This is a genomic window from Methylocella silvestris, from assembly GCF_002891535.1.
GTDB classification, from domain to species: domain Bacteria; phylum Pseudomonadota; class Alphaproteobacteria; order Rhizobiales; family Beijerinckiaceae; genus Methylocapsa; species Methylocapsa silvestris_A.
The window spans coordinates 1-17,558 of the sequence record NZ_PDZR01000028.1 but is presented as its reverse complement, the minus strand read 5'-3'; the positions used below and the strand labels follow the sequence as shown (position 1 = coordinate 17,558).

General features: G+C 63.2%; 14 protein-coding genes and 1 tRNA gene. 7 read left to right on the top strand and 8 right to left on the bottom strand.

All coding sequences use genetic code 11. The features are described from left to right. The first annotated feature begins 130 nt into the window (after window positions 1–130). Window positions 131–418, top strand: coding sequence for a heavy metal-binding domain-containing protein (locus CR492_RS17790; protein WP_012590590.1), 288 nt, complete (start codon window positions 131–133; stop codon window positions 416–418). 207 nt (window positions 419–625) lie between these two features. Here CR492_RS17790 and CR492_RS17785 read toward each other — a convergent pair whose 3' ends face one another. The 3 genes from CR492_RS17785 to CR492_RS17775 form a co-directional block, all read right to left on the bottom strand. Further along, window positions 626–1,846 carry an alpha/beta hydrolase gene (locus CR492_RS17785; RefSeq protein ID WP_245412154.1) on the bottom strand — a complete coding sequence of 407 codons (1,221 nt, stop codon included), beginning with the start codon at window positions 1,844–1,846 and terminating at the stop codon, window positions 626–628. Window positions 1,847–2,121: 275 nt separating this feature from the next. Further along, window positions 2,122–2,964 carry a transglutaminase-like domain-containing protein gene (locus tag CR492_RS17780; protein WP_102845077.1) on the bottom strand — a complete coding sequence of 281 codons (843 nt, stop codon included), beginning with the start codon at window positions 2,962–2,964 and terminating at the stop codon, window positions 2,122–2,124. Between the two features lie 121 nt (window positions 2,965–3,085). Continuing rightward, window positions 3,086–3,673: a YbhB/YbcL family Raf kinase inhibitor-like protein gene (locus CR492_RS17775; RefSeq protein ID WP_102845076.1), complete on the bottom strand. Its 588-nt coding sequence runs from the start codon at window positions 3,671–3,673 to the stop codon at window positions 3,086–3,088. 249 nt (window positions 3,674–3,922) lie between these two features. Between CR492_RS17775 and CR492_RS17770 the strand changes: the two genes are divergently transcribed. Beyond that, window positions 3,923–4,240, top strand: coding sequence for a hypothetical protein (locus CR492_RS17770; RefSeq protein ID WP_102845075.1), 318 nt, complete (start codon window positions 3,923–3,925; stop codon window positions 4,238–4,240). Between the two features lie 9 nt (window positions 4,241–4,249). Here CR492_RS17770 and CR492_RS17765 read toward each other — a convergent pair whose 3' ends face one another. The 4 genes from CR492_RS17765 to CR492_RS17750 form a co-directional block, all read right to left on the bottom strand. Further along, window positions 4,250–4,690 (bottom strand): EamA family transporter, encoded by a 441-nt coding sequence (locus CR492_RS17765; RefSeq protein WP_102845074.1) that lies wholly within the window; start codon window positions 4,688–4,690, stop codon window positions 4,250–4,252. Further along, on the bottom strand, window positions 4,687–5,769 hold the full coding sequence (gene prfA / locus CR492_RS17760; protein WP_102845073.1) for a peptide chain release factor 1: 1,083 nt from the start codon (window positions 5,767–5,769) through the stop codon (window positions 4,687–4,689). The genes CR492_RS17765 and prfA overlap by 4 nt, the downstream gene beginning before the upstream one ends. Before the next feature lie 109 nt (window positions 5,770–5,878). Continuing rightward, window positions 5,879–8,143, bottom strand: coding sequence for a phosphoenolpyruvate--protein phosphotransferase (gene ptsP / locus CR492_RS17755; protein WP_102845072.1), 2,265 nt, complete (start codon window positions 8,141–8,143; stop codon window positions 5,879–5,881). Window positions 8,144–8,317: 174 nt separating this feature from the next. Further along, window positions 8,318–9,553, bottom strand: a complete 1,236-nt coding sequence (locus CR492_RS17750; RefSeq protein ID WP_102845071.1) for an aspartate kinase — start codon at window positions 9,551–9,553, stop codon at window positions 8,318–8,320. 193 nt (window positions 9,554–9,746) lie between these two features. On the opposite strand from CR492_RS17750, the gene ubiG reads away from it, so the two are divergent. Beyond that, window positions 9,747–10,517, top strand: a complete 771-nt coding sequence (gene ubiG / locus CR492_RS17745) for a bifunctional 2-polyprenyl-6-hydroxyphenol methylase/3-demethylubiquinol 3-O-methyltransferase UbiG (protein ID WP_102845070.1) — start codon at window positions 9,747–9,749, stop codon at window positions 10,515–10,517. A gap of 123 nt (window positions 10,518–10,640) precedes the next feature. Here ubiG and CR492_RS17740 read toward each other — a convergent pair whose 3' ends face one another. Next, window positions 10,641–13,142, bottom strand: coding sequence for a glycosyl hydrolase family 28-related protein (locus CR492_RS17740; RefSeq protein WP_146030318.1), 2,502 nt, complete (start codon window positions 13,140–13,142; stop codon window positions 10,641–10,643). A gap of 623 nt (window positions 13,143–13,765) precedes the next feature. Here CR492_RS17740 and CR492_RS17735 point away from each other — a divergent pair. From CR492_RS17735 to CR492_RS17720, 4 genes are all read left to right on the top strand, one after another. Next, window positions 13,766–15,058 carry a COG4223 family protein gene (locus CR492_RS17735; RefSeq protein WP_102845068.1) on the top strand — a complete coding sequence of 431 codons (1,293 nt, stop codon included), beginning with the start codon at window positions 13,766–13,768 and terminating at the stop codon, window positions 15,056–15,058. A gap of 47 nt (window positions 15,059–15,105) precedes the next feature. After that, window positions 15,106–16,653, top strand: a complete 1,548-nt coding sequence (locus CR492_RS17730) for a heme biosynthesis protein HemY (protein WP_102845067.1) — start codon at window positions 15,106–15,108, stop codon at window positions 16,651–16,653. Between the two features lie 110 nt (window positions 16,654–16,763). Beyond that, a tRNA-Thr gene (locus CR492_RS17725) sits at window positions 16,764–16,839 on the top strand. A gap of 163 nt (window positions 16,840–17,002) precedes the next feature. Continuing rightward, entirely contained in the window at window positions 17,003–17,446 is a 444-nt protein-coding gene (locus CR492_RS17720) for a tyrosine-type recombinase/integrase (RefSeq protein WP_102845066.1), read from the top strand. The last annotated feature ends 112 nt before the right edge of the window (window positions 17,447–17,558 follow it).

Genomic DNA, 17,558 nt, shown 5'->3' with positions numbered 1-17,558 from the left:
AGCAAGGTGTGCTAAGTCACCTACGGTTCACATTGAACCAGCGATAGTCGCTTCACACGAGGGCGAGCCCCCCGGCTTAAGTTTCGGGAAACCCTTGGCTTCTATCGTGGATCGCACCGGAGACAAGTCTATGCATATCAGCTCAACGGACTTCGTGAACGAAGGCCGCATCCTCTATCCGATCGGGAAGATCAGCGCCGCTTCCGCCTGGCATGCCGGGCCGGTCGACGCCTCCCAGGGAGATTGGCGCGCTGTCGCGCTGCAAGAGCTGATCCGGCGGGCCGAAGACGTAGACGCCGACGCGATCATCGACGTCAATTATGTGACCGATGGGATTGCCCCCGCCGACGAGTCTGGCGTCAGCCTGCGCCGCGTTCTGGCGACCGGCACGGCGGTGCGGCTGGCCGACCTGGCTTAAGCCGGAACGCCAAGCCGGGTTCGCGGCGCAAGAGCAGCCGCGAACCTTCGGCATTATGTCGATATCTCTCTGAAGTCGTTCGCCCTTCGACGACAATCATCCTCTTCCACGGATTGAGAGAAGGCTGACCACCGCCGCCGGCGGGTCATCTGCGCCCGCGGGCGGGGCCTCACCTCGGCTTCCGACAAAGGCGCCTTCTGCAGAATCTTATTGCGAGGGCTCGGACGTCGGTCCGATATGCGTGACCGACTGGGTAAACTGATCGACCTGCGCGTCGAAGTGATCCCGGGTGTCGGGATCGACGATGGCGACTGGCGCAGAGACGACGAGGCCGGCAGCGTGGCCGACGGAGCTCGCCGCGCTCGCCGTGGTCTGCATGATCTTTTCGCCAAAGCCGACACGGGAATCGGTCAGCACCTGTCCTGAGGCGAGGCCGCGCCCGATCAACTCGATCACTTTCGGATCCTCGGCGAATTTGCCGTGATTGAATTCGTCATGCGAGGGGAACGTGGTCAGATTGATGACCGAAATTTTTTCCTTCGCCAGCATGGCGCGGTAGGGTTCGACGTCGGGATCGATGGCGCCGAGACGAGGCGCGCCCCAAACCTCTTTTGAGGCCGCGAGCGCCTTGTCGTCCTGCGAGGTGAACAGGACCACATGCGGCCGGTCTGGCCCCATCGTGGAGATCTGCTCCTCAGCGACCTGGACGTCGACGTCCGGCGCGGCGAGAAGCACCAGCTGAATCTTCGGCGCGACCCGTCCGTCGCGGATCGCCATCTGTCGCAGCGCTTCGAGCGTCACCCAATTGCCCATGGAATGGGCGAGGATCGAGATTTTCTTGACCTTCGGGTCTTTGGCCAGAAAGCGCAGAAGCGCTTCGAGTGCATCACGCGAATAATTCGCGCTTTCGCGGTCGTAGCCATAAGAAAACACGCTGCCCTTCGAGGGCCAGGTGAACAGCACGGGAGCGACTGTGCCGAGCGCGCCGGAATCATGCAGGATCTGCGCGAAGCGATAGACGGCGTCGTCGTAGCGCTGGTTGAAGCCGTGCACGAAGACCATCGCCTCGCTCTTGTTGGATTCGCGCAAGAGCCGGCTGAAGGTGGCGATTGCCTGATCGCGATTGATGACGTCGGCGCGAAGCGTCACGAAATCCGTCAGCGCGTTGCCGGGAAGCTGCTTTGGCCATTGCACGTCGCCGATTTTACGATTGGCGGCCGGCGGAATCGACACCAGCATATCGGCGAATTGGGGCACGGGCGCGCGGCCGCCGCCGAACATGACCGCCCGGGTCGCAGCCGGCGCGCGCGTCGTCGCGACGACAATTTCGACATGCGTCGTTCCCGGCGCATTGAAGGCGTCGGGATTGGGCTCAAGAAAGCCGTTGATGTTGCTGCAGCCGGTAAGGCTCAAGGCGCTGCTGGCCAAGGCGAGCCCGCAAAGCAAGGCGCGGCAGCGGCGCACAGACGATGAACGCGCGTCAACACGCGACCGCAGATGCCAAATCGATTGACGCATACGCAACGCACCCACCCCCGCCTGCCGGCCGCCGAGGCGCGGCGGCGCGAGCAGGCACCGTCGCGTCGAGAGCGCGAAGCGGTCAAGCGGAAGGAGCGGTTTGGCGCGCCGGAGAGGCGCTTTGCGGCGCTGTGCTGCGGCGGCGCCACAGTTTTGATGGGAAAACGGCCGAGGCGCGCCGGTCTTTAGGCGCTGCGCCTTTCAAGGTCGCGCACGACGGATTCGTCAACTTCCTCGGTCCAGACCTTGAAGCCTTTCAGAATATGAGGGCCAAATGACGTCGCGAGCGGAATGTCTGTCGCGTCACGGCCGCGCGCGACGGTGACGCGCCCGATCCGCGGCGTGTTGTGGCGGGCGTCAAAGGTGATCCATCTTCCGTCGAGATAGGCTTCGAACCAGGCGTTATAGTCCATCGGCGCCGGATCAGGGGGCACGCCGATGTCGCCCAAAAATCCGTTGGCGTAGCGGGCAGGGATGTTCATGCAGCGGCAGAACGTCACCGCGAGATGAGCGAAGTCGCGGCAGACGCCGACCCGTTCATTATAGGCCTCGAAGGCCGTGCGGGTGGAGCGGGCGTACGGATAGCCAAAGGTCAGATGGTTCATGACGAAGTCGCAGATTGCCTTGACCCGCGGCCATCCCCGCGGGGTCGAACCGAACAATTGCCAGGCGATATCGCCGAGCTTGTCGGTTTCGCAGTAGCGGCTGCCGAGCAGATAGACCAGCGTCTCGCTGGGCAGGAACTCCAGCGGGACTTCCTGGGCAACCTGCTCATAGCCGTCGGCAAGACCGCTGTCCTCGATCACGAAATCACGCGAGATCGCGAGGTCTCCGGCGGGCGCGACGAAGCGTCTGACGCAGTTTCCGAAGGTGTCATAATAGGTTTGGGTCGCGATCGAGGGCGTCGTGTAGAACGGACTCTTGAACCGGACGCGATAGTCATACTCTTGATGCGAGTCCAGCAGACAAACCATCAGCGTTGGCTGAAAGCATTGAAAGACCAGATCGTATCCGTAGCGAATCAGCATGTGGGCAGTCCCGCTTCGTTCGGGTGGCGTAGAAAAGGACCGCATTAGCGGTCCCGCGCAGTTAAGCTCCCATCGTAAAGCGTGTTTACCGGCGGAAGTTCCATGCGCCCGGGCCCATAAGTTAGGCAGAACGCTCGAAGATTCCGGTGAGGCGCCCCTTTGCAATGGCGCGGCTCTGGAGGAAGCGAATGATTTCCGCCCGCCCCGGCGGCGCATCGAAATCGGGACGCCGGTCGACGGCGTAGACCTGAAACACATAACGATGCGCGCCATGGCCCGGCGGCGGATCGGGCGGCGTCCAGGACGTGGCCCCGCGCGAATTGACGCCGAGCAGGAGGCCTTCCGTAAACGCGTTCTCCGGGCAGAGCGCGCCTGGAATGAGATCGTCGTCCATGCCCGGCGTTTTAACCGCGATCGCGTGAAGAAAAGGTTCCGGCGTCTTGCTATCGGCATCCTCGACGACGAGAACAATCGAGGCGGCGCCGTCCGGCACGCCGCGCCAGCGCAGCGGCGGCGATTCGCCCTCGCCGAGCGCGCTAAAGAGCGGCGGAATGGCTTCGCCGTCTTCGAAGGCGACGCTTGCCACCCGGATCGTCTCCGGGATGTCCGGCCCGGCCTCGGCATAGATCAGAGCGTCAAGCCAGGGCGCTGACTCCTCGGCTCCATTGGCGCGGAGATGACCGTGGCCCGCGGGCTGTTTCCCGAGCATGCGTCGTTCCTCCAAAAAAGCTCATCTGCGGCTAACGCTCAGCCACCGGTTTTGGTTCGTTTTAAACTTGGCGCGCCTTTCGCTAGTGGCTTCACGACAAAATTGTAACGCATCTTGCGCGCCGGGCGTATCATTGTCCTCAACTTCTGGTTTTCCTGGAGCCCCCGCGCGCGTCGAGGCGCTGTTTTTGGCGAATAGGAGGAGGCGCTTTCGGGCGGCTCCATTCATAGTTTGCGCAAAGGACTGAACATGATCGTTGAAGCGGCGCTCGTGGTCCACATCGCAGAATTTCTGTGCGATTCAAGGCAAACCGCCGTCTTGTTCGAAGACAGACTGGTCGAGCAGCCGGTCGCGGAACTCGCGGCGAATGATATTGCGCGCGAAGCCGGCAAGCAGGTTTGCGGCTTTTATTCAGGAGACGCGGCTGTTGCTTCTGAAACGCGCGTCATCATACATGGCGTTGTTTATCTTATTACCGAATTTGTGTTCGATACGGATCATCGGACCGCGATAAGCGCGCAACGTGTCTTCGACGCGCAGGCGAAGTCGGATGGAGAGGATCTGTAGCTGGCGTCCCTATTTGCCGAAGGCGATCAAAAGGGCGCCGCAGGCGATGAGGCCAACGCCGAGCCAATTGGCGGCGGAGAGGCGTTCGCCAAGAAAGATAACAGCAAAGATTGCGACGAGAACGACGGACAGCTTGTCGATCGGAGCGACCCGGGCTGCGTCGCCAAGCTGGAGCGCGCGGAAATAGCAGGCCCAGGATGCGCCGGTCGCGAGCGCCGAAAAACTGAGAAACAGCCAGCTGCGCGCCGGGATCGAAGAGAGCGCTCTCAGTCCGTCCGTCGCGGCGAGGAAGACCCCGAGGATCGCCGCGATGATCACGGTCCGGATCAGCGTCGCGAGATTGGAGTTGACCTCAGCGACGCCGATCTTGGCGAAGATCGCGGTCAGAGCCGCGAAGCCGGCTGAGAGCAGGGCGAAGACCAGCCAGGCGCTCGATCCGGGCAGGCTCACAATCCGCCGCTTTCGCTGTCGGCGAGCAGCGCCGCCTGGTGATGCGTGATCAGCGCGTCGACGACCTCGTCGAGCGCCTCGCCGGTGACGACCTTGTCGAGCTTGTACAGCGTCAGATTGATGCGGTGGTCGGTGACGCGGCCTTGCGGGAAATTATAGGTCCGGATGCGCTCGGAGCGATCGCCCGACCCCACCTGCGAGCGCCGGTCGGCGGCGCGCTCGGCGTCGAGCTTTTGCCTTTGCTCGTCATAGATGCGCGAGCGCAGCAGCGCCATCGCCCGGGCGCGGTTCTTGTGCTGCGAGCGCTCGTCCTGCACGAAGACGATCGTGCCGGTGGGGATATGGGTGATGCGGATCGCCGATTCCGTCTTGTTGACGTGCTGGCCGCCTGCGCCCTGCGCGCGCATGGTGTCGATCTTTAGATCCGCCTCATTGATGTCGACGTCGACCTCCTGCGCCTCCGGCAGCACGGCGACGGTCGCGGCCGAGGTATGGATGCGCCCCTGTGTTTCGGTGTCCGGCACGCGCTGGACGCGATGGACGCCGGATTCGAACTTCAGCTTGGCGAACACGCCCCGGCCGGCGATCTCGGCGATGATTTCCTTGAACCCGCCCGCCGCGCCCTCATTGGCCGAGATGACGTCAACGCTCCATCCTCTGGCTTCGGCATAGCGCTGATACATGCGGAATAAATCGCCGGCGAACAGCGCGGCCTCGTCGCCGCCGGTTCCGGCGCGCACTTCGAGGATAGCGCTGCGCTCGTCTGCGGCGTCCTTTGGCAGGAGGGCGATCTTGAGCTGATGCTCCAGGGCTTCGAGACGCTCTTTTGCGTCGCGCAACTCCTCCTCGGCGAGGCTGCGCATGTCGGAATCGGTCGCCGGATCGGCCAGCATGGCGGCGAGGCCTTCGACCTCTTGCGTCTGCGCGCGATAGTCGCGGATCGCCGCCGCGACCTCCTCGAGCCCGGCGAATTCGCGCGAGAGCTGGACATAAAGCGCCGGCTCCACGGCCTCGTTGAGGCGCGCGGAAACTTCCTCGTAGCGGCGAAGGATGAGATCGAGCTTTTCTTGCGGCAGCATGGCGGTTGGCTGGACCTTTAGCACCGTGCCGAAAGTTGCAGGCTTTTCGGATCGGATTGATGCGTTGAAAGAATGCGTTAGCAAGCGCGGCGATCTGTTCCGGCGCGGCCTAAATCGGGATCCCGTGATCTTCCGCGAATTGGGCTAGCACTTCGCGCAGGCTCAATCCGGTCGATTTTTCGTTCAGCCGGGCCATCACGAGAGCGCGGGCGAGCCGCAAATCCGCCGACAGGATCATGGCCTTGACCGGGCCGATCGCGGCGGCCGACATCGACAGGCTGCGATAGCCGATCGCCAGCAAAGCAAGGGCCTCAAGCGGCTTGCCTCCGATCTCGCCGCACAGCGTCAACTGCGTCGAGGCGGCGCGGGCGGCGTCGGCGATCTGCTTCAAGGCGCGCAAGAAAGGCGGCGAGAGCGCGTCGAACCGTCTTGAAACGCGCTTGTTGTCGCGGTCGGCCGCGTAAAAATACTGCATAAGGTCGTTCGAGCCGACGGAAATAAAGTCGACGCTGCGGCAAATGTCGTCGATCTCAAACAGGAGGGACGGCACTTCGACCATGACGCCGACCTTGAGCTCGGACGGCGGTTCACGGCGGTGGCGTTCAAGCTGGGCGATTTCGCGGTCGAGGATCGCGCGCGCCGCGTCGAGTTCAGCGAGGCTTGCGATCATCGGAAACATGATGCGCAGCGGACGGCCGGCGCCGGCGCGCAAGAATCCGCGCAATTGCGTGCGCAAAAGGCCGGGCCGGTCGAGGCCGATGCGGATGGCGCGCCAGCCAAGCGCGGGGTTCTCCTCCTCGACCTGCGTCATATAGGGCAGCACCTTGTCGGAGCCGATGTCGAGCGTGCGGAAGGTGATCGGCTTGCCCGCGGCAAGATCGAGCGCGGAGCGGTAGAGCCGTTCCTGCTCGCTCATTTTCGGGAAGCGGGAGGCGAGCATGAATTGTAATTCGGTGCGGAACAGGCCGACCGATTTCGCGCCGGTTTCGGCGAGATGCTGCAGATCGACGAGGAGGCCGGCGTTCATATGCAGCTCGATCTCGACGCCGTCTTTGGTGACGGCCGGCAGGTCGCGCAGCTTGTGATATTGCTCCTGCCGTTTCGCCCGCAGCCGCGCCTTCTCGGCATAGGCGTGCTCGACGTCGGGGGCAGGGCGCACATGCACCTCGCCCGAGACGCCGTCGACGATGATGGCGTCGCCGGGCTCGACGAAATCGAGAATATTGGCGACGTCGCCGGCCGCGGCGATGCCGAGCGCCCTGGCGACGATCGCGACATGGCTGCCGCCGCCGACGTCCTCGAGCACGAGGCCGCGCAATTTCGACCGGTCGTATTCCAGCAGCGCGGCCGGCCCCATCGAGCGGGCGACGATGATGGCGTTATGCGGCAGCTCGTCATGCGTCGCGACATAGCTCTGGCCGGTCAGCTGATGCAGCAGCCGGTTGGCGAGATCGTCGAGGTCGTGCAGCCGCTCGCGCATCGAGGGCTCTGGATGGCGCTGCAATTTGGCGCGGGCGTCGTTCTGGACGCGCTCCACGGCCGCCTCGGCGGTGAGGCCGGTGGCGACGGCCTCGCGCAGGCGGCGCAGCCAGCCGCGGTCATGCGCAACCATGCGGAAGGTTTCGAGCACCTCGCGGTGCTCGCCCGGCCCCATATTGCCGGCTTCGATCAGGCTGTCGATCGATTCCCGCATCTCGCCGATGGCCTTGTCGAGTCGCGCCATCTCCTGCTTCATGTCTTCGGCGATGAGCTGCTTGACGATGATGCGCGGCTCATGCAGCACGACATGGCCGAGGCCCACGCCATCGGCGAGGGGCGATCCCTTGAGCGTGCGCGGGCGACCGAGCGCGATGTCGGCGCCGGGCTCGGCGAGCGACTGCAATTCGCCCGAGGCGACCATTTCGGCGAGCAGCATCGCCGTCGTCTGCAGCGCCTCGATTTCCTCGTCGGTATAGACGCGGCGCGCCCTGTTCTGAACGTCGAGCACGCCGAGCGTATTGCCGCCGCGCAGGATCGGCACGCCAAGGAAGGAGGAATAGATTTCCTCGCCCGTCTCCGGACGATAGGAGAAGGAGGGATGGTTCTGCGCGTCGGCGAGCGCGAGCGGCTCGGCGGTCTCGGCGATCAGGCCGACAAGGCCCTCGCTCGCGCGCATGGTGGTGTTATGGACCGCCTCGCGATTGAGGCCTTCGGTCGCATATAGCTCGAGCCGGCCGTCGGCGCGCAGGATATAGACCGAACAGACCTCGGCGACCATGTTCGCCGCGATATGCACGACGATCTTGTCGAGCCGAGCCTGCGGGCTGACCGGCTCCGCCATGACTTCGCGAAGCCGGCGCAGCAGCAGACGCGGTCCGCCGAGTGCGCCATACATGGCTGTTTCCTGTTCAGGCCTGTCGGGGCCGCTTTCATTGAACCGGCGCCCGAAAGCGCGCCGCACGAGTTTTGGGCGCGCGCTGCGGCCCTGGTCCCGTTTAACCAGCGGGCGCCCCGAACCGCAAGCAATTGTAACGCGGAGGCTGCTATTCCCCGGCGGTCATTTCCCGTTTCAGCCCTTGTCGAGGCCGTAAAGGGAATGCAGCGTGCGCACCGCGAGCTCAGTATAGGCTGCTTCGATCAGCACCGAGAATTTAATCTCGGAGGTGGTGATCGCGCGGATATTAATGCCTTTTTCGGCGAGCGCCTTGAACGCTCTGGCGGCGACGCCGGCATGGCTGCGCATGCCGACGCCGATCGCCGAAACTTTCACGACGTCGCTTGCGCCATGCAGGCTGGCGAAGCCAATCTGCGGCTGCGCCTTGAGCAGAATCGCCTTGGTCCGCTCGAATTCCGCGCCCGGCACGGTGAAGGTCATGTCCGTCGTCACCGAATCCTCGGAGGCGACCTGGATGATCATGTCGACATTGATATTGGCTTCGGCCAGCGGCATGAATATGGCCGCGGCGACGCCAGGGTGATCAGCGACCTGCTTCAGCGTGATCTGCGCCTCGTCCTTGGAGAAGGCGATGCCGGTGACGACCTGCTGCTCCACGATATCCTCCTCATCGCACATCAAGGTGCCGGGCTGCGGAAACTCCGGGTCGTCGAACGAGGACCGCACGAAGGTCTTCACCTTATGCGTCATGGCGAGCTCGACCGAGCGGACCTGCAGCACCTTGGCGCCGAGCGAGGCCATTTCCAGCATTTCCTCGAAGGCGATGCGGTCGAGTCGCCGCGCCTTCGGCACGATGCGCGGATCGGTCGTATAAACGCCGTCGACGTCCGTATAGATGTCGCAGCGATCGGCCTTGATTGCCGCCGCGATGGCGACCGCGCTGGTGTCGGAGCCGCCGCGTCCGAGCGTCGTGACGCGCCGCGTCGCCGGATCGACGCCCTGAAATCCCGCGATCACCGCGATTTCGCCCTTTGCAAAACCTTCAAGAAGGGCCGTGCCGTCGATGTCGAGGATGCGCGCCGATCCATGCGCATTGGAAGTGACGATCGGCACCTGCCAGCCTTGCCAGGAGCGGGCGGGCAGGCCATTTCCTTGCAGGACGGCGGCGAGCAATCCGGCCGTCACCTGCTCGCCCGACGAGACCACTGCGTCATATTCGCGCGGGTCGTAGAGCTTGGCGGCGTCCTGGCAGAGCCCGACCAGCTCATTGGTCCTGCCGGACATCGCCGAGACGACCACGGCGACGTCGAAGCCGGCCTTGCGCTCGCGCGCGACATGGCGCGCCACATTGCGGATTCGATCCATATTCGCGACCGACGTGCCGCCAAATTTCATGACCAGACGGGGCATCGGCGCGAATGGAGCTCCTTGGGGCGACGGAGGCGAAGACGGATGATCTTGGCTGATTTGCCATGACCCGCCGCCGCGGCCTATCAAGGCGCGTCGCCGCTTGGCGCTTGCGAAAGCGGCAAGCCGGCGCGACCGCGCCGCGCCAACTTCAGCGCGGCGCGTATATGCAATAAAGCCAGACGGAATGCAAACCATGGCGCAACGGGAAGAGGCGGACCGATCCTCGGTCGATGCGGAGGACGTCGCGCGATTCGATCGGATTGGCGAAGACTGGTGGCGCGCCGACGGGCCGATGGCGGCGCTGCATAAGCTCAATCCCGTGCGCGTCGCCTATCTGCGCGATCAGATGAGCCGCCATTTCCGGGTCGGGGGATTGCCGCGCGACCGTTACGCGCCGCGCCCGCTCGCGGGGCTGAGCATCCTTGACGCCGGATGCGGCGCCGGCATTCTCGCTGAGCCGCTGGCGCGCCTTGGCGCGCGCGTCACCGCGATCGATCCCTCGTCGCGCAACATCGAAGTCGCGCGCGATCACGCCGAGAAATCCGGGTTGTCGATCGATTACCGCATGACGACAATCGAGGCGCTGTCCGCCGAGGGGGGCGAGTTCGACGCCGTCCTCGCCATGGAGGTTCTGGAGCATGTGCTTGACGTTGCCGGCTTCGTACGTTGCTGCGGCGCGCTTGTGCGGCCGGGCGGCCTGATGTTCGCTGCGACGCTGAACCGAACGCTGAAGAGCTTCGCCTTCGCCATCGTCGGCGCCGAATATGTGCTGGGCTGGGCGCCACGCGGCACACATGACTGGCGCCGCTTCATTTCGCCGCGAGAACTCGCCAAGGCGATGGCGGCGGCGGGGCTCAGCGTATTTGACGAAACGGGCGTCGTGTTCGATCCGCTCAAAGGGGGGTGGCGGCTCGCCCGTGACATGGACATCAACTACATGACGGCGGCGTTGCGACGCGGCTGAGACAGGGACCGCGTGGACGCACGGATGCGGCCCCTGGCGTTTCGAGCCGCATCTTTTTTTGCAGGGAGCGGCAGGGCGCGAGGAGGATGATCAATCCGCCGCCACGCGCCTTGCGAGGTCGCCTCAGTCGTTGCCGGTGATGGTTCCGGCCGATTTGTTGGGCGATGACGTCACGATCGGCGTGTCATAGACAAAAACGGAGTCGATGCCCACCGGCTTTGCGAATGAATTGTTCCAAAGCACGGTATAAAGGGCTCCTGTGTTGAGGGTGAAGGCTCTGGCGCAGGTGATGCAGGCGTTCCCCTGCATGACGGTCCCGGTGACTCCGTATACGCCGTTCTCCGTGTAGGCCGTGCTGCCCTGATAAAGCACGATGTTCTGGAAGCCTTCGGAGTAGGGGTAGGGAAAGGTTCCCGGCTTTGCGGTCAGCCTGTTGGCGCGCACTTCGACCCCGTAGAGCGAGGTTCCCCAGGGCGACGCCGGGGAAATCATCGTTTGGCCAATACGAACATAGGCAGGAAACTTACCCGCAGCGTTCGTGATTGTGTTGTTCATGATTTCCATGTTCTTGGCCGTGTTGAACGTAAGGCTATTTGCAATAAAGGCGTTGGTCGTCGACTTGGGGTCCAGATAGATGCCCCCATTATTGGTCAGCCGGTTGTTGGTGACCGTCGTGTTCAGGAACATTCCGGCCCAAAGTCCGATCCCGATCGGATTGTCATTCATGGTATTGTTGGTAATGACCGCATTCTCAAACGACGGGACGGCGATGGCGAAATGATCGCCGGCCGCCGGAATGAGGTCCCACGGCTTGTCGAGCGTGAAGGTGTTGTTGTTCCGCGCGACGATATGCCTATATTGGCCAGCTCCTTTGCCGCTGACGACAAAGAGGTTCATGTTCGGATATTCGTTCCATGTGCACACGCCGGAACATTTGGAATCCGCGCTGATCGTCGTCGCGCTTGCCGCGGTGACGACGCCGGTGTCGTCGCGACGAACTGATTCATTCAGGATCGTCTCGCCGTCATTCTGGTTGACTTTGAGCGTCCCGTCGGAGACGTCGAACGTATTTCCGTAGATCACCGTATTCCGGCCAAATTGCATCGACAGCTGGCGTCCAAGCCTGCGGCTTATGACGTCGCCGACGGCGATCGGCTTCACAATATAGGACCACGATGTTTGCGCGGTCGTCGCGACAATCGTATCTTTCGCGCTGCGCGTGAAGTGATTGCTTTCAACCTTGGCGTTGACTGTGTCGTTGATGCTGATCTGATCGGTCGCCCATTTGATCGAATTCCAGCCGAGCACGAAGTTTGACACTGGACCGACGACCAGGGGGCCGTTTCCGCCGGTCAGCGCATCTCCGCCTTGATGGTTAACCGCTTGAGTGATCGTCGAATTGACGATGGCGATGCGGTCGCCCTTCAAATTAATCGCCGATCCGGTTCCAAGGTCCCAATTCACGCGTGCGATGAAGAACTTCGAAATCACTCCGCCGCGCACGCCGAAATTGACGACCTTCTGACTCAATTTGTCGACATTCCTCAGTGACAAATCGGCGATTCCGGTGAGGGCGCCATCGTCGGGCACGCCGGTCGCTCCCATCGAGAATGATGAGCTCTGAGCCGTTGTCGGGCCGTAAGTAATGAGCGTCGCGGCAGTGCTCTGTCCCTGGAGCACGACGCCAGGGCGGATCGCGATTCCCGTCGTGCCGAGATTGTAGGTTCCAGCCGGCAGATAGACGATGCCGCCGCCGTTTTTCGAGGCGCGGTCGAGCGCGTCCTGGATGGCCGGCGCGTCGTTCGTCACGCCGTCGCCGAGGGCGCGTTTCGTCAAAGAGACATCGGTCCGGACGTTGAAGACATGATGATCGGCCTCCTTCGTTCCGGCGACGCCGGCGCGATAGCCGGAGCCGTTCCGTGTGATAAAGTCGAAGGCCCACACTTGGCCGACTTTGAAATAGTCGTTGCCCGCAGCATGGCCGAGCGTCGTCGCTTCCGAGGTGACCGAGCCATAACCGTTGGACACGATCGCCTTGTAAGCGTGTCCGCCGATGATTCCGGCTGGCGGCTTGAAGCCCAGCATATAGGTCTGGCGGATGGTGACCGTCGCGGGCAACTGCGCATTGGTCACCGTGTCAAGGAGAGTGACTTTGGGCGTCGCTCCCCCGACGTTGAGATTGCGGCCATATACCCGGTTCTCCATCCCCGTCGCGAGGTCGGGCGCGTCAAAATGATGGATCTGCGGCGCATTGAGCTGCGTACCGTCGCTCCCGGATAAGAGAGTCTCATAGACTTTGAGCGTGTACAGGCTGAAGGCCATCGTCTTCGGGATGCGCACGATGAGCACATTGTCCCGACCTTCCGTCACCGCAATCTCGGTCGGGACAACTGAATTCGCCGGTGTGATGAACACCCGCGGCTTGGCGCCGAAGCCCGAGCCTTGCAATGTGATGAAATCGCCGGGATTTGCCGAGAACGGCGCGGCGGTCACAATCGGCTTCGCGCGAGCCGTTCCGGCCGAGAGCGCCATAAGCAAAGGGATGACAAGGAGAACGCCGAGCTTTCTCCAACAGCCTTGCGACCATTGTCCGGTTAATTCAGTCGTGGGGAGCGAATAATTCACGAAAAATCCTCTCAATAGTGTCACGAGAGGCTTGCAAGCACAAAGCCTGACCTGAGCTATTCGTAAAAATGCGATTTGAATGTGGTTAAATATTGTAAATGTTATGGCGCAATATTCGTCAGCACGCAAGCGCGCATCTGTAAAAGCGCAAAGGCCGCACGCACGACAGTGAACAAAAAGTGAACATTTCGGGCGAATCTAATCTTGGCGATGCGGTATTGTGCGACAATTCGCCTCGAAGTGTCATATAATGGCTCAGCTTTCCGTGTAATCCCCTTGGACGAAAGCTTCGCGGCGCGCGCCAACGGACGCTGGCCTTTTTTGCGACAGGATGTCGCACGGAAAGATTGTAAATTTCAGTAAATTGAAAACAGGACGCGATTTTTTGATTTCTTTGCGGGAGCATCTCGGCTTATGCCCGCCGTCGTAATCGAGGCGCGTCGCGCAATCACAAACGAGGCGGCGCCATCAGGGCAAGCGGCGCTCTGCGTTTCGGCGGCGCCCGCAGCCCGTCGGCCGAATGTTGCAGCCGCCTGAGGCGCCTTCAGGCCGCCGCGAATATTGCTTCATCGTTGCGATTGAAGAGGGGTTGCTCTACAAGAATCGAAAAGCAGGGGATACGAATGGCCGAGGACAAGGACGAGCCGTTTCGACAGACCGCCGGAGCCGGCAAGTCTCCCGATCCCGACGAGGGCGGGGCCTTTGCGCCCGGCGGCGGCGCTGAAATGACCCACATCGAGCAAGATGGCGAGACGCCGCGCGACTTGGCCGCGACACTGGACAATCCTGACGCCGGCAGCGCCCCGGCCGACCTCCCGCCGCCCGAGCAGCCCTATAAGGCGCCCGAGCAGCCCCATAAGACGAAGGAGCCCTCCCGCGCGCCTCTGCTCGTCGGCGCCCTGATTCTGGGCGCGCTTGGCGGCGTCGGCGGCGTTCTGGCGCTGCGCAGTTTCGAATCGCTCGACGCCGCGCCGACGGCCGACGCCCTCGCCGAACTGAATGCGCGCGCCGTCGAAATTGAAAAAAAGGCTGAGGCTTCGGCCGCGGCGCTGGCCGCGTTGCAGGGTCGCGTCGCCTCGGCGGAGACCACGGCGGGCAAAGCATCGGCTGCGGCCGACGCCGCCGTCAGCGAAATGCACAAATCGCTTGCCGCCAGCGCCGCGCCCGCTCCCTCGGGTGGAGACGCCGCGGCTCCTCCGACCGGCGTCGCCGCTGCCGACCTTGCCCCTGTCGCGTCGAAAGTCGATGCGGTCGCCTCGCGCGTCGGCGCATTCGAATCAAAAGTCGCCGCCTTTGAGAGCAAGCTCGGCGCCGTCGAGGCGAAGCTCGCAACGCCGAAGATCGACGCGCGGGCAAAGCAGGATCAAGAGGAGGCGGACGCCGCCGCGAAGGCGCTTTCGACGGCTCATTCGATCGCCGTCGTTGCGGCGGCGCTGACCCAGCATGTCGGCGCGGGCGTTCCCTTCGAGGCGGATGTCGTCGCGCTTGGCAATTTGAATGTCGATGCGGCCCGGCTGCAGCCCTTGAAGGCTAACGCCAGGACAGGCGTCAGCAAGGTCAGCGATCTCGCCGACGGCTTTGCCGCAATCGTGCCGGCGCTTGAAGCTCCCGAACCGGCCAAGCCGGAAAGCGGGATTTTGGAGCGGCTGACGCATGACGCGTTAAATCTCGTTCGCGTCCGCCGGCAGGCCGAGCCGTCCGACACGGACGTCCCCGGCCAGATCGCTGCGATCGAAAGCGCTCTGGCGCGTCTTGACGTCGTCAAAGCCTATGCGCTGTGGTCGCAACTGCCGCCCGATTTGAAAGTCAAATCGGCCAAATGGGGCGAGGCGGCCAAGGCGCGCCTCGATGCTATCGCCGCCGCCAATGCGATCGAGGCCGATGCGGTGGCGACTCTCGGCAAGCCCAAATCCTGATGCTTCGTTCTTAAACCATTGGCAACCGATCTTACGGCAGGAAACCCATGATCCGTGTCCTCCTGTTTCTCGCCGTCCTGATCTGTCTCGCCATCGCCGAAGCATGGCTGATCGAGCGGCCGGGCGAACTGGTGCTCAATTGGCAGGGCTACAAAATCGAAACCAGCGTGCTGATGGGCATCGCCGCCGTCTTTGTCGCGGCGGCGATTCTTCTTGGCTTGTGGATGTTGCTGAGCTTTATCTTCAACATTCCTTCCCTGATGTCTCTGGCGAGCCGGGGACGGCGCCGCGACAAAGGCTATGCTGCGCTTTCCCGCGGCATGATCGCCGTCGGCGCGGGCGACACGCAGGCGGCGCGCCGGGCGGCGGCCGAAGCGCAGAGAATGCTTCCGCATGAGCCGCTGGCGCTGCTCCTCAAGGCGCAGGCGGCGCAGCTTTCCGGCGAAACCGGCCATGCCGAGGCGGCCTTCACGGAGATGACCAAGCGCAACGACATGCGCCTCCTTGGCCTGCGCGGATTGCACGTCGAGGCCGGACGCCAGGGCGATATCGAGAAGGCGCAGGGCTATGCCGAGGCCGCGCGCGAGATTGCGCCGCTCCCCTGGGCTTCGAAGGCGACGTTCGAGCATAAGGTTGCGGCCGGCGATTGGCGCGGCGCCTTGGCTCTGCTCGAGAACGGCGCCGAAGCAAAGAATATCGACAAGCCCGTTCGCGAGCGCAGCCGCGCCGTGCTCGAAACCGCCATCGCGATCGAAAAAGCCGACGCGCAGCCGGCGGAAGCGCTGACGCTGGCGCGGGCCGCGGTCAAGCGCGCGCCAACGCTTGTTCCCGCCGTCGCGCTCGCCGCGCGGCTGACCGGTGAGCAAGGCGACGCGCGCAAGGCGGCAAAGCTGATCGAAGCGGGCTGGGCCGGGACGCACCACCCGGATATCGCCAGAATCTACGTCGGCCTCTATCCCGGCGAATCCAGCGCCGACCGGCTGAAGCGCGCGATCTCGCTGGCGCAGCTCGCCCCGCGCGAGCCGGAAAGCAAGATCATGGTTGCCGGGGCGGCGATCGCGGCGGGCGATTTCAGGGCCGCGCGCGAGGCGATGCAGCCTCTGATCGAGGGGCCGGAGCGTCCGACCGCGCGGATGTGCCGGTTGATGGCCGAGCTTGAAGAGAAGCAGCACGGCGCGCGCGGATATATCAGGGAGTGGCTGACGCGGGCCTCGCTCGCGCCGCCGGACCCGACCTGGGTGGCTGATGGCGTCGCCTCCGATCAATGGCGGCCGATCTCGCCGGTGACGGGAAGGCTCGACGCCTTCGTCTGGCAGAAGCCGGTGGAGCGGCTCAACTCGGGCAATGAGGCCGAAGACGCGATCTTCGCGCAGATCCTTCCGCCGGAGCCTCCGCTGCTGCTGGAGGAAGCGCAGGCGCCCTCCGGGGCAAAGACCCAGGCGCTCGAGGAGTCGCCGCATGCCGACCCCGAGGTCGCCATTCCGCTGGGGGGGCCGCCCGCGGCCATCGAGCCGTCGGCCACGCCCGCGCCGCAGGAAAAGGAGCAGGACAGGCCGAAAGGTCTCGCTCACCTCTTTGACGCAAAGGTAAAATAAGCCCCAAAGCCCAGCGATACGACGCCCCGGCGCAGCGAAAGGCCAGTTGCGGATCGCAACGCTTGCCGCTAAGGAGTGACGCCGCAGCGCGCTGCAGGCCAAATCAGGACGCCGCAATAGCTCAGCTGGTAGAGCACGTCATTCGTAATGACGGGGTCGGGGGTTCGAATCCCTCTTGCGGCACCAAATCACTGTCCGGCATCGTCCAAAATACTCCATAATACACTGATATTAATTGATTTACGGTCTTATCGTCGTCCGATAGCGTCTTTTGAGGTGCGTTGGTATCCGGGCAAAAAGTTGGTACATTCGTTGGTATAGCTCCGATGCCAACCAAACAGATACCAACATGCCCCTGACCGACATCGAAATTCGAAAAGCCAAAGCCGGCGATCGCCTTATCAAACTCTCGGACGGAGGCGGCCTGCAATTGTGGATCATGCCGGACGGCGCGAAGCGCTGGCGCCTCGCTTATCGTTTTGGAGGTGGGCAAAAGACGCTCGCGATTGGGGTTTACCCGGCCACTGGCCTTCGTGAAGCGCGGGATGCTCGGGAAGAAGTAAGAAGGCTCCTGGGCGCGGGAACAGACCCCTCGTTCGCGAAGAAGGTCGCCAAGGCCAATCAGGCGACCGCGTCTGCAAATACATTCGATGCGATAGCGGCCGAGCTTCTGGAGAAGAAAAGGCGCGAGTCGAAGGCTGATCGGACCTTGGGGAAACTCGAATGGCTGCTTAGCCTCGCGCGACCGGCAATAGGTTCGCGTCCAATCTCCCAGATGGTCAATCGGCATTGAACTGGGGCTCTGACTCAATTTTGATGAAGTTTGGGCGCCGGCTGGCATTGGTTTCATCAAGGAATCAACGCCATGCGAAGTCTCCGCCCCTCGGCTTTCGTGCCGCCCGGTT

Bases quoted from the DNA above. Each gene is read 5' to 3' on its own strand.
- CR492_RS17790 (WP_012590590.1), top strand. From the start codon at position 131: ATGCATATCAGCTCAACGGACTTCGTGAACGAAGGCCGCATCCTCTAT.
- CR492_RS17780 (WP_102845077.1), bottom strand. From the start codon at position 2,964: ATGCTGATTCGCTACGGATACGATCTGGTCTTTCAATGCTTTCAGCCA.
- CR492_RS17775 (WP_102845076.1), bottom strand. From the start codon at position 3,673: ATGCTCGGGAAACAGCCCGCGGGCCACGGTCATCTCCGCGCCAATGGA.
- CR492_RS17770 (WP_102845075.1), top strand. From the start codon at position 3,923: ATGATCGTTGAAGCGGCGCTCGTGGTCCACATCGCAGAATTTCTGTGC.
- prfA (WP_102845073.1), bottom strand. From the start codon at position 5,769: ATGCTGCCGCAAGAAAAGCTCGATCTCATCCTTCGCCGCTACGAGGAA.
- ptsP (WP_102845072.1), bottom strand. From the start codon at position 8,143: ATGTATGGCGCACTCGGCGGACCGCGTCTGCTGCTGCGCCGGCTTCGC.
- CR492_RS17750 (WP_102845071.1), bottom strand. From the start codon at position 9,553: ATGCCCCGTCTGGTCATGAAATTTGGCGGCACGTCGGTCGCGAATATG.
- ubiG (WP_102845070.1), top strand. From the start codon at position 9,747: ATGGCGCAACGGGAAGAGGCGGACCGATCCTCGGTCGATGCGGAGGAC.
- CR492_RS17735 (WP_102845068.1), top strand. From the start codon at position 13,766: ATGGCCGAGGACAAGGACGAGCCGTTTCGACAGACCGCCGGAGCCGGC.
- CR492_RS17730 (WP_102845067.1), top strand. From the start codon at position 15,106: ATGATCCGTGTCCTCCTGTTTCTCGCCGTCCTGATCTGTCTCGCCATC.
- CR492_RS17720 (WP_102845066.1), top strand. From the start codon at position 17,003: ATGCCCCTGACCGACATCGAAATTCGAAAAGCCAAAGCCGGCGATCGC.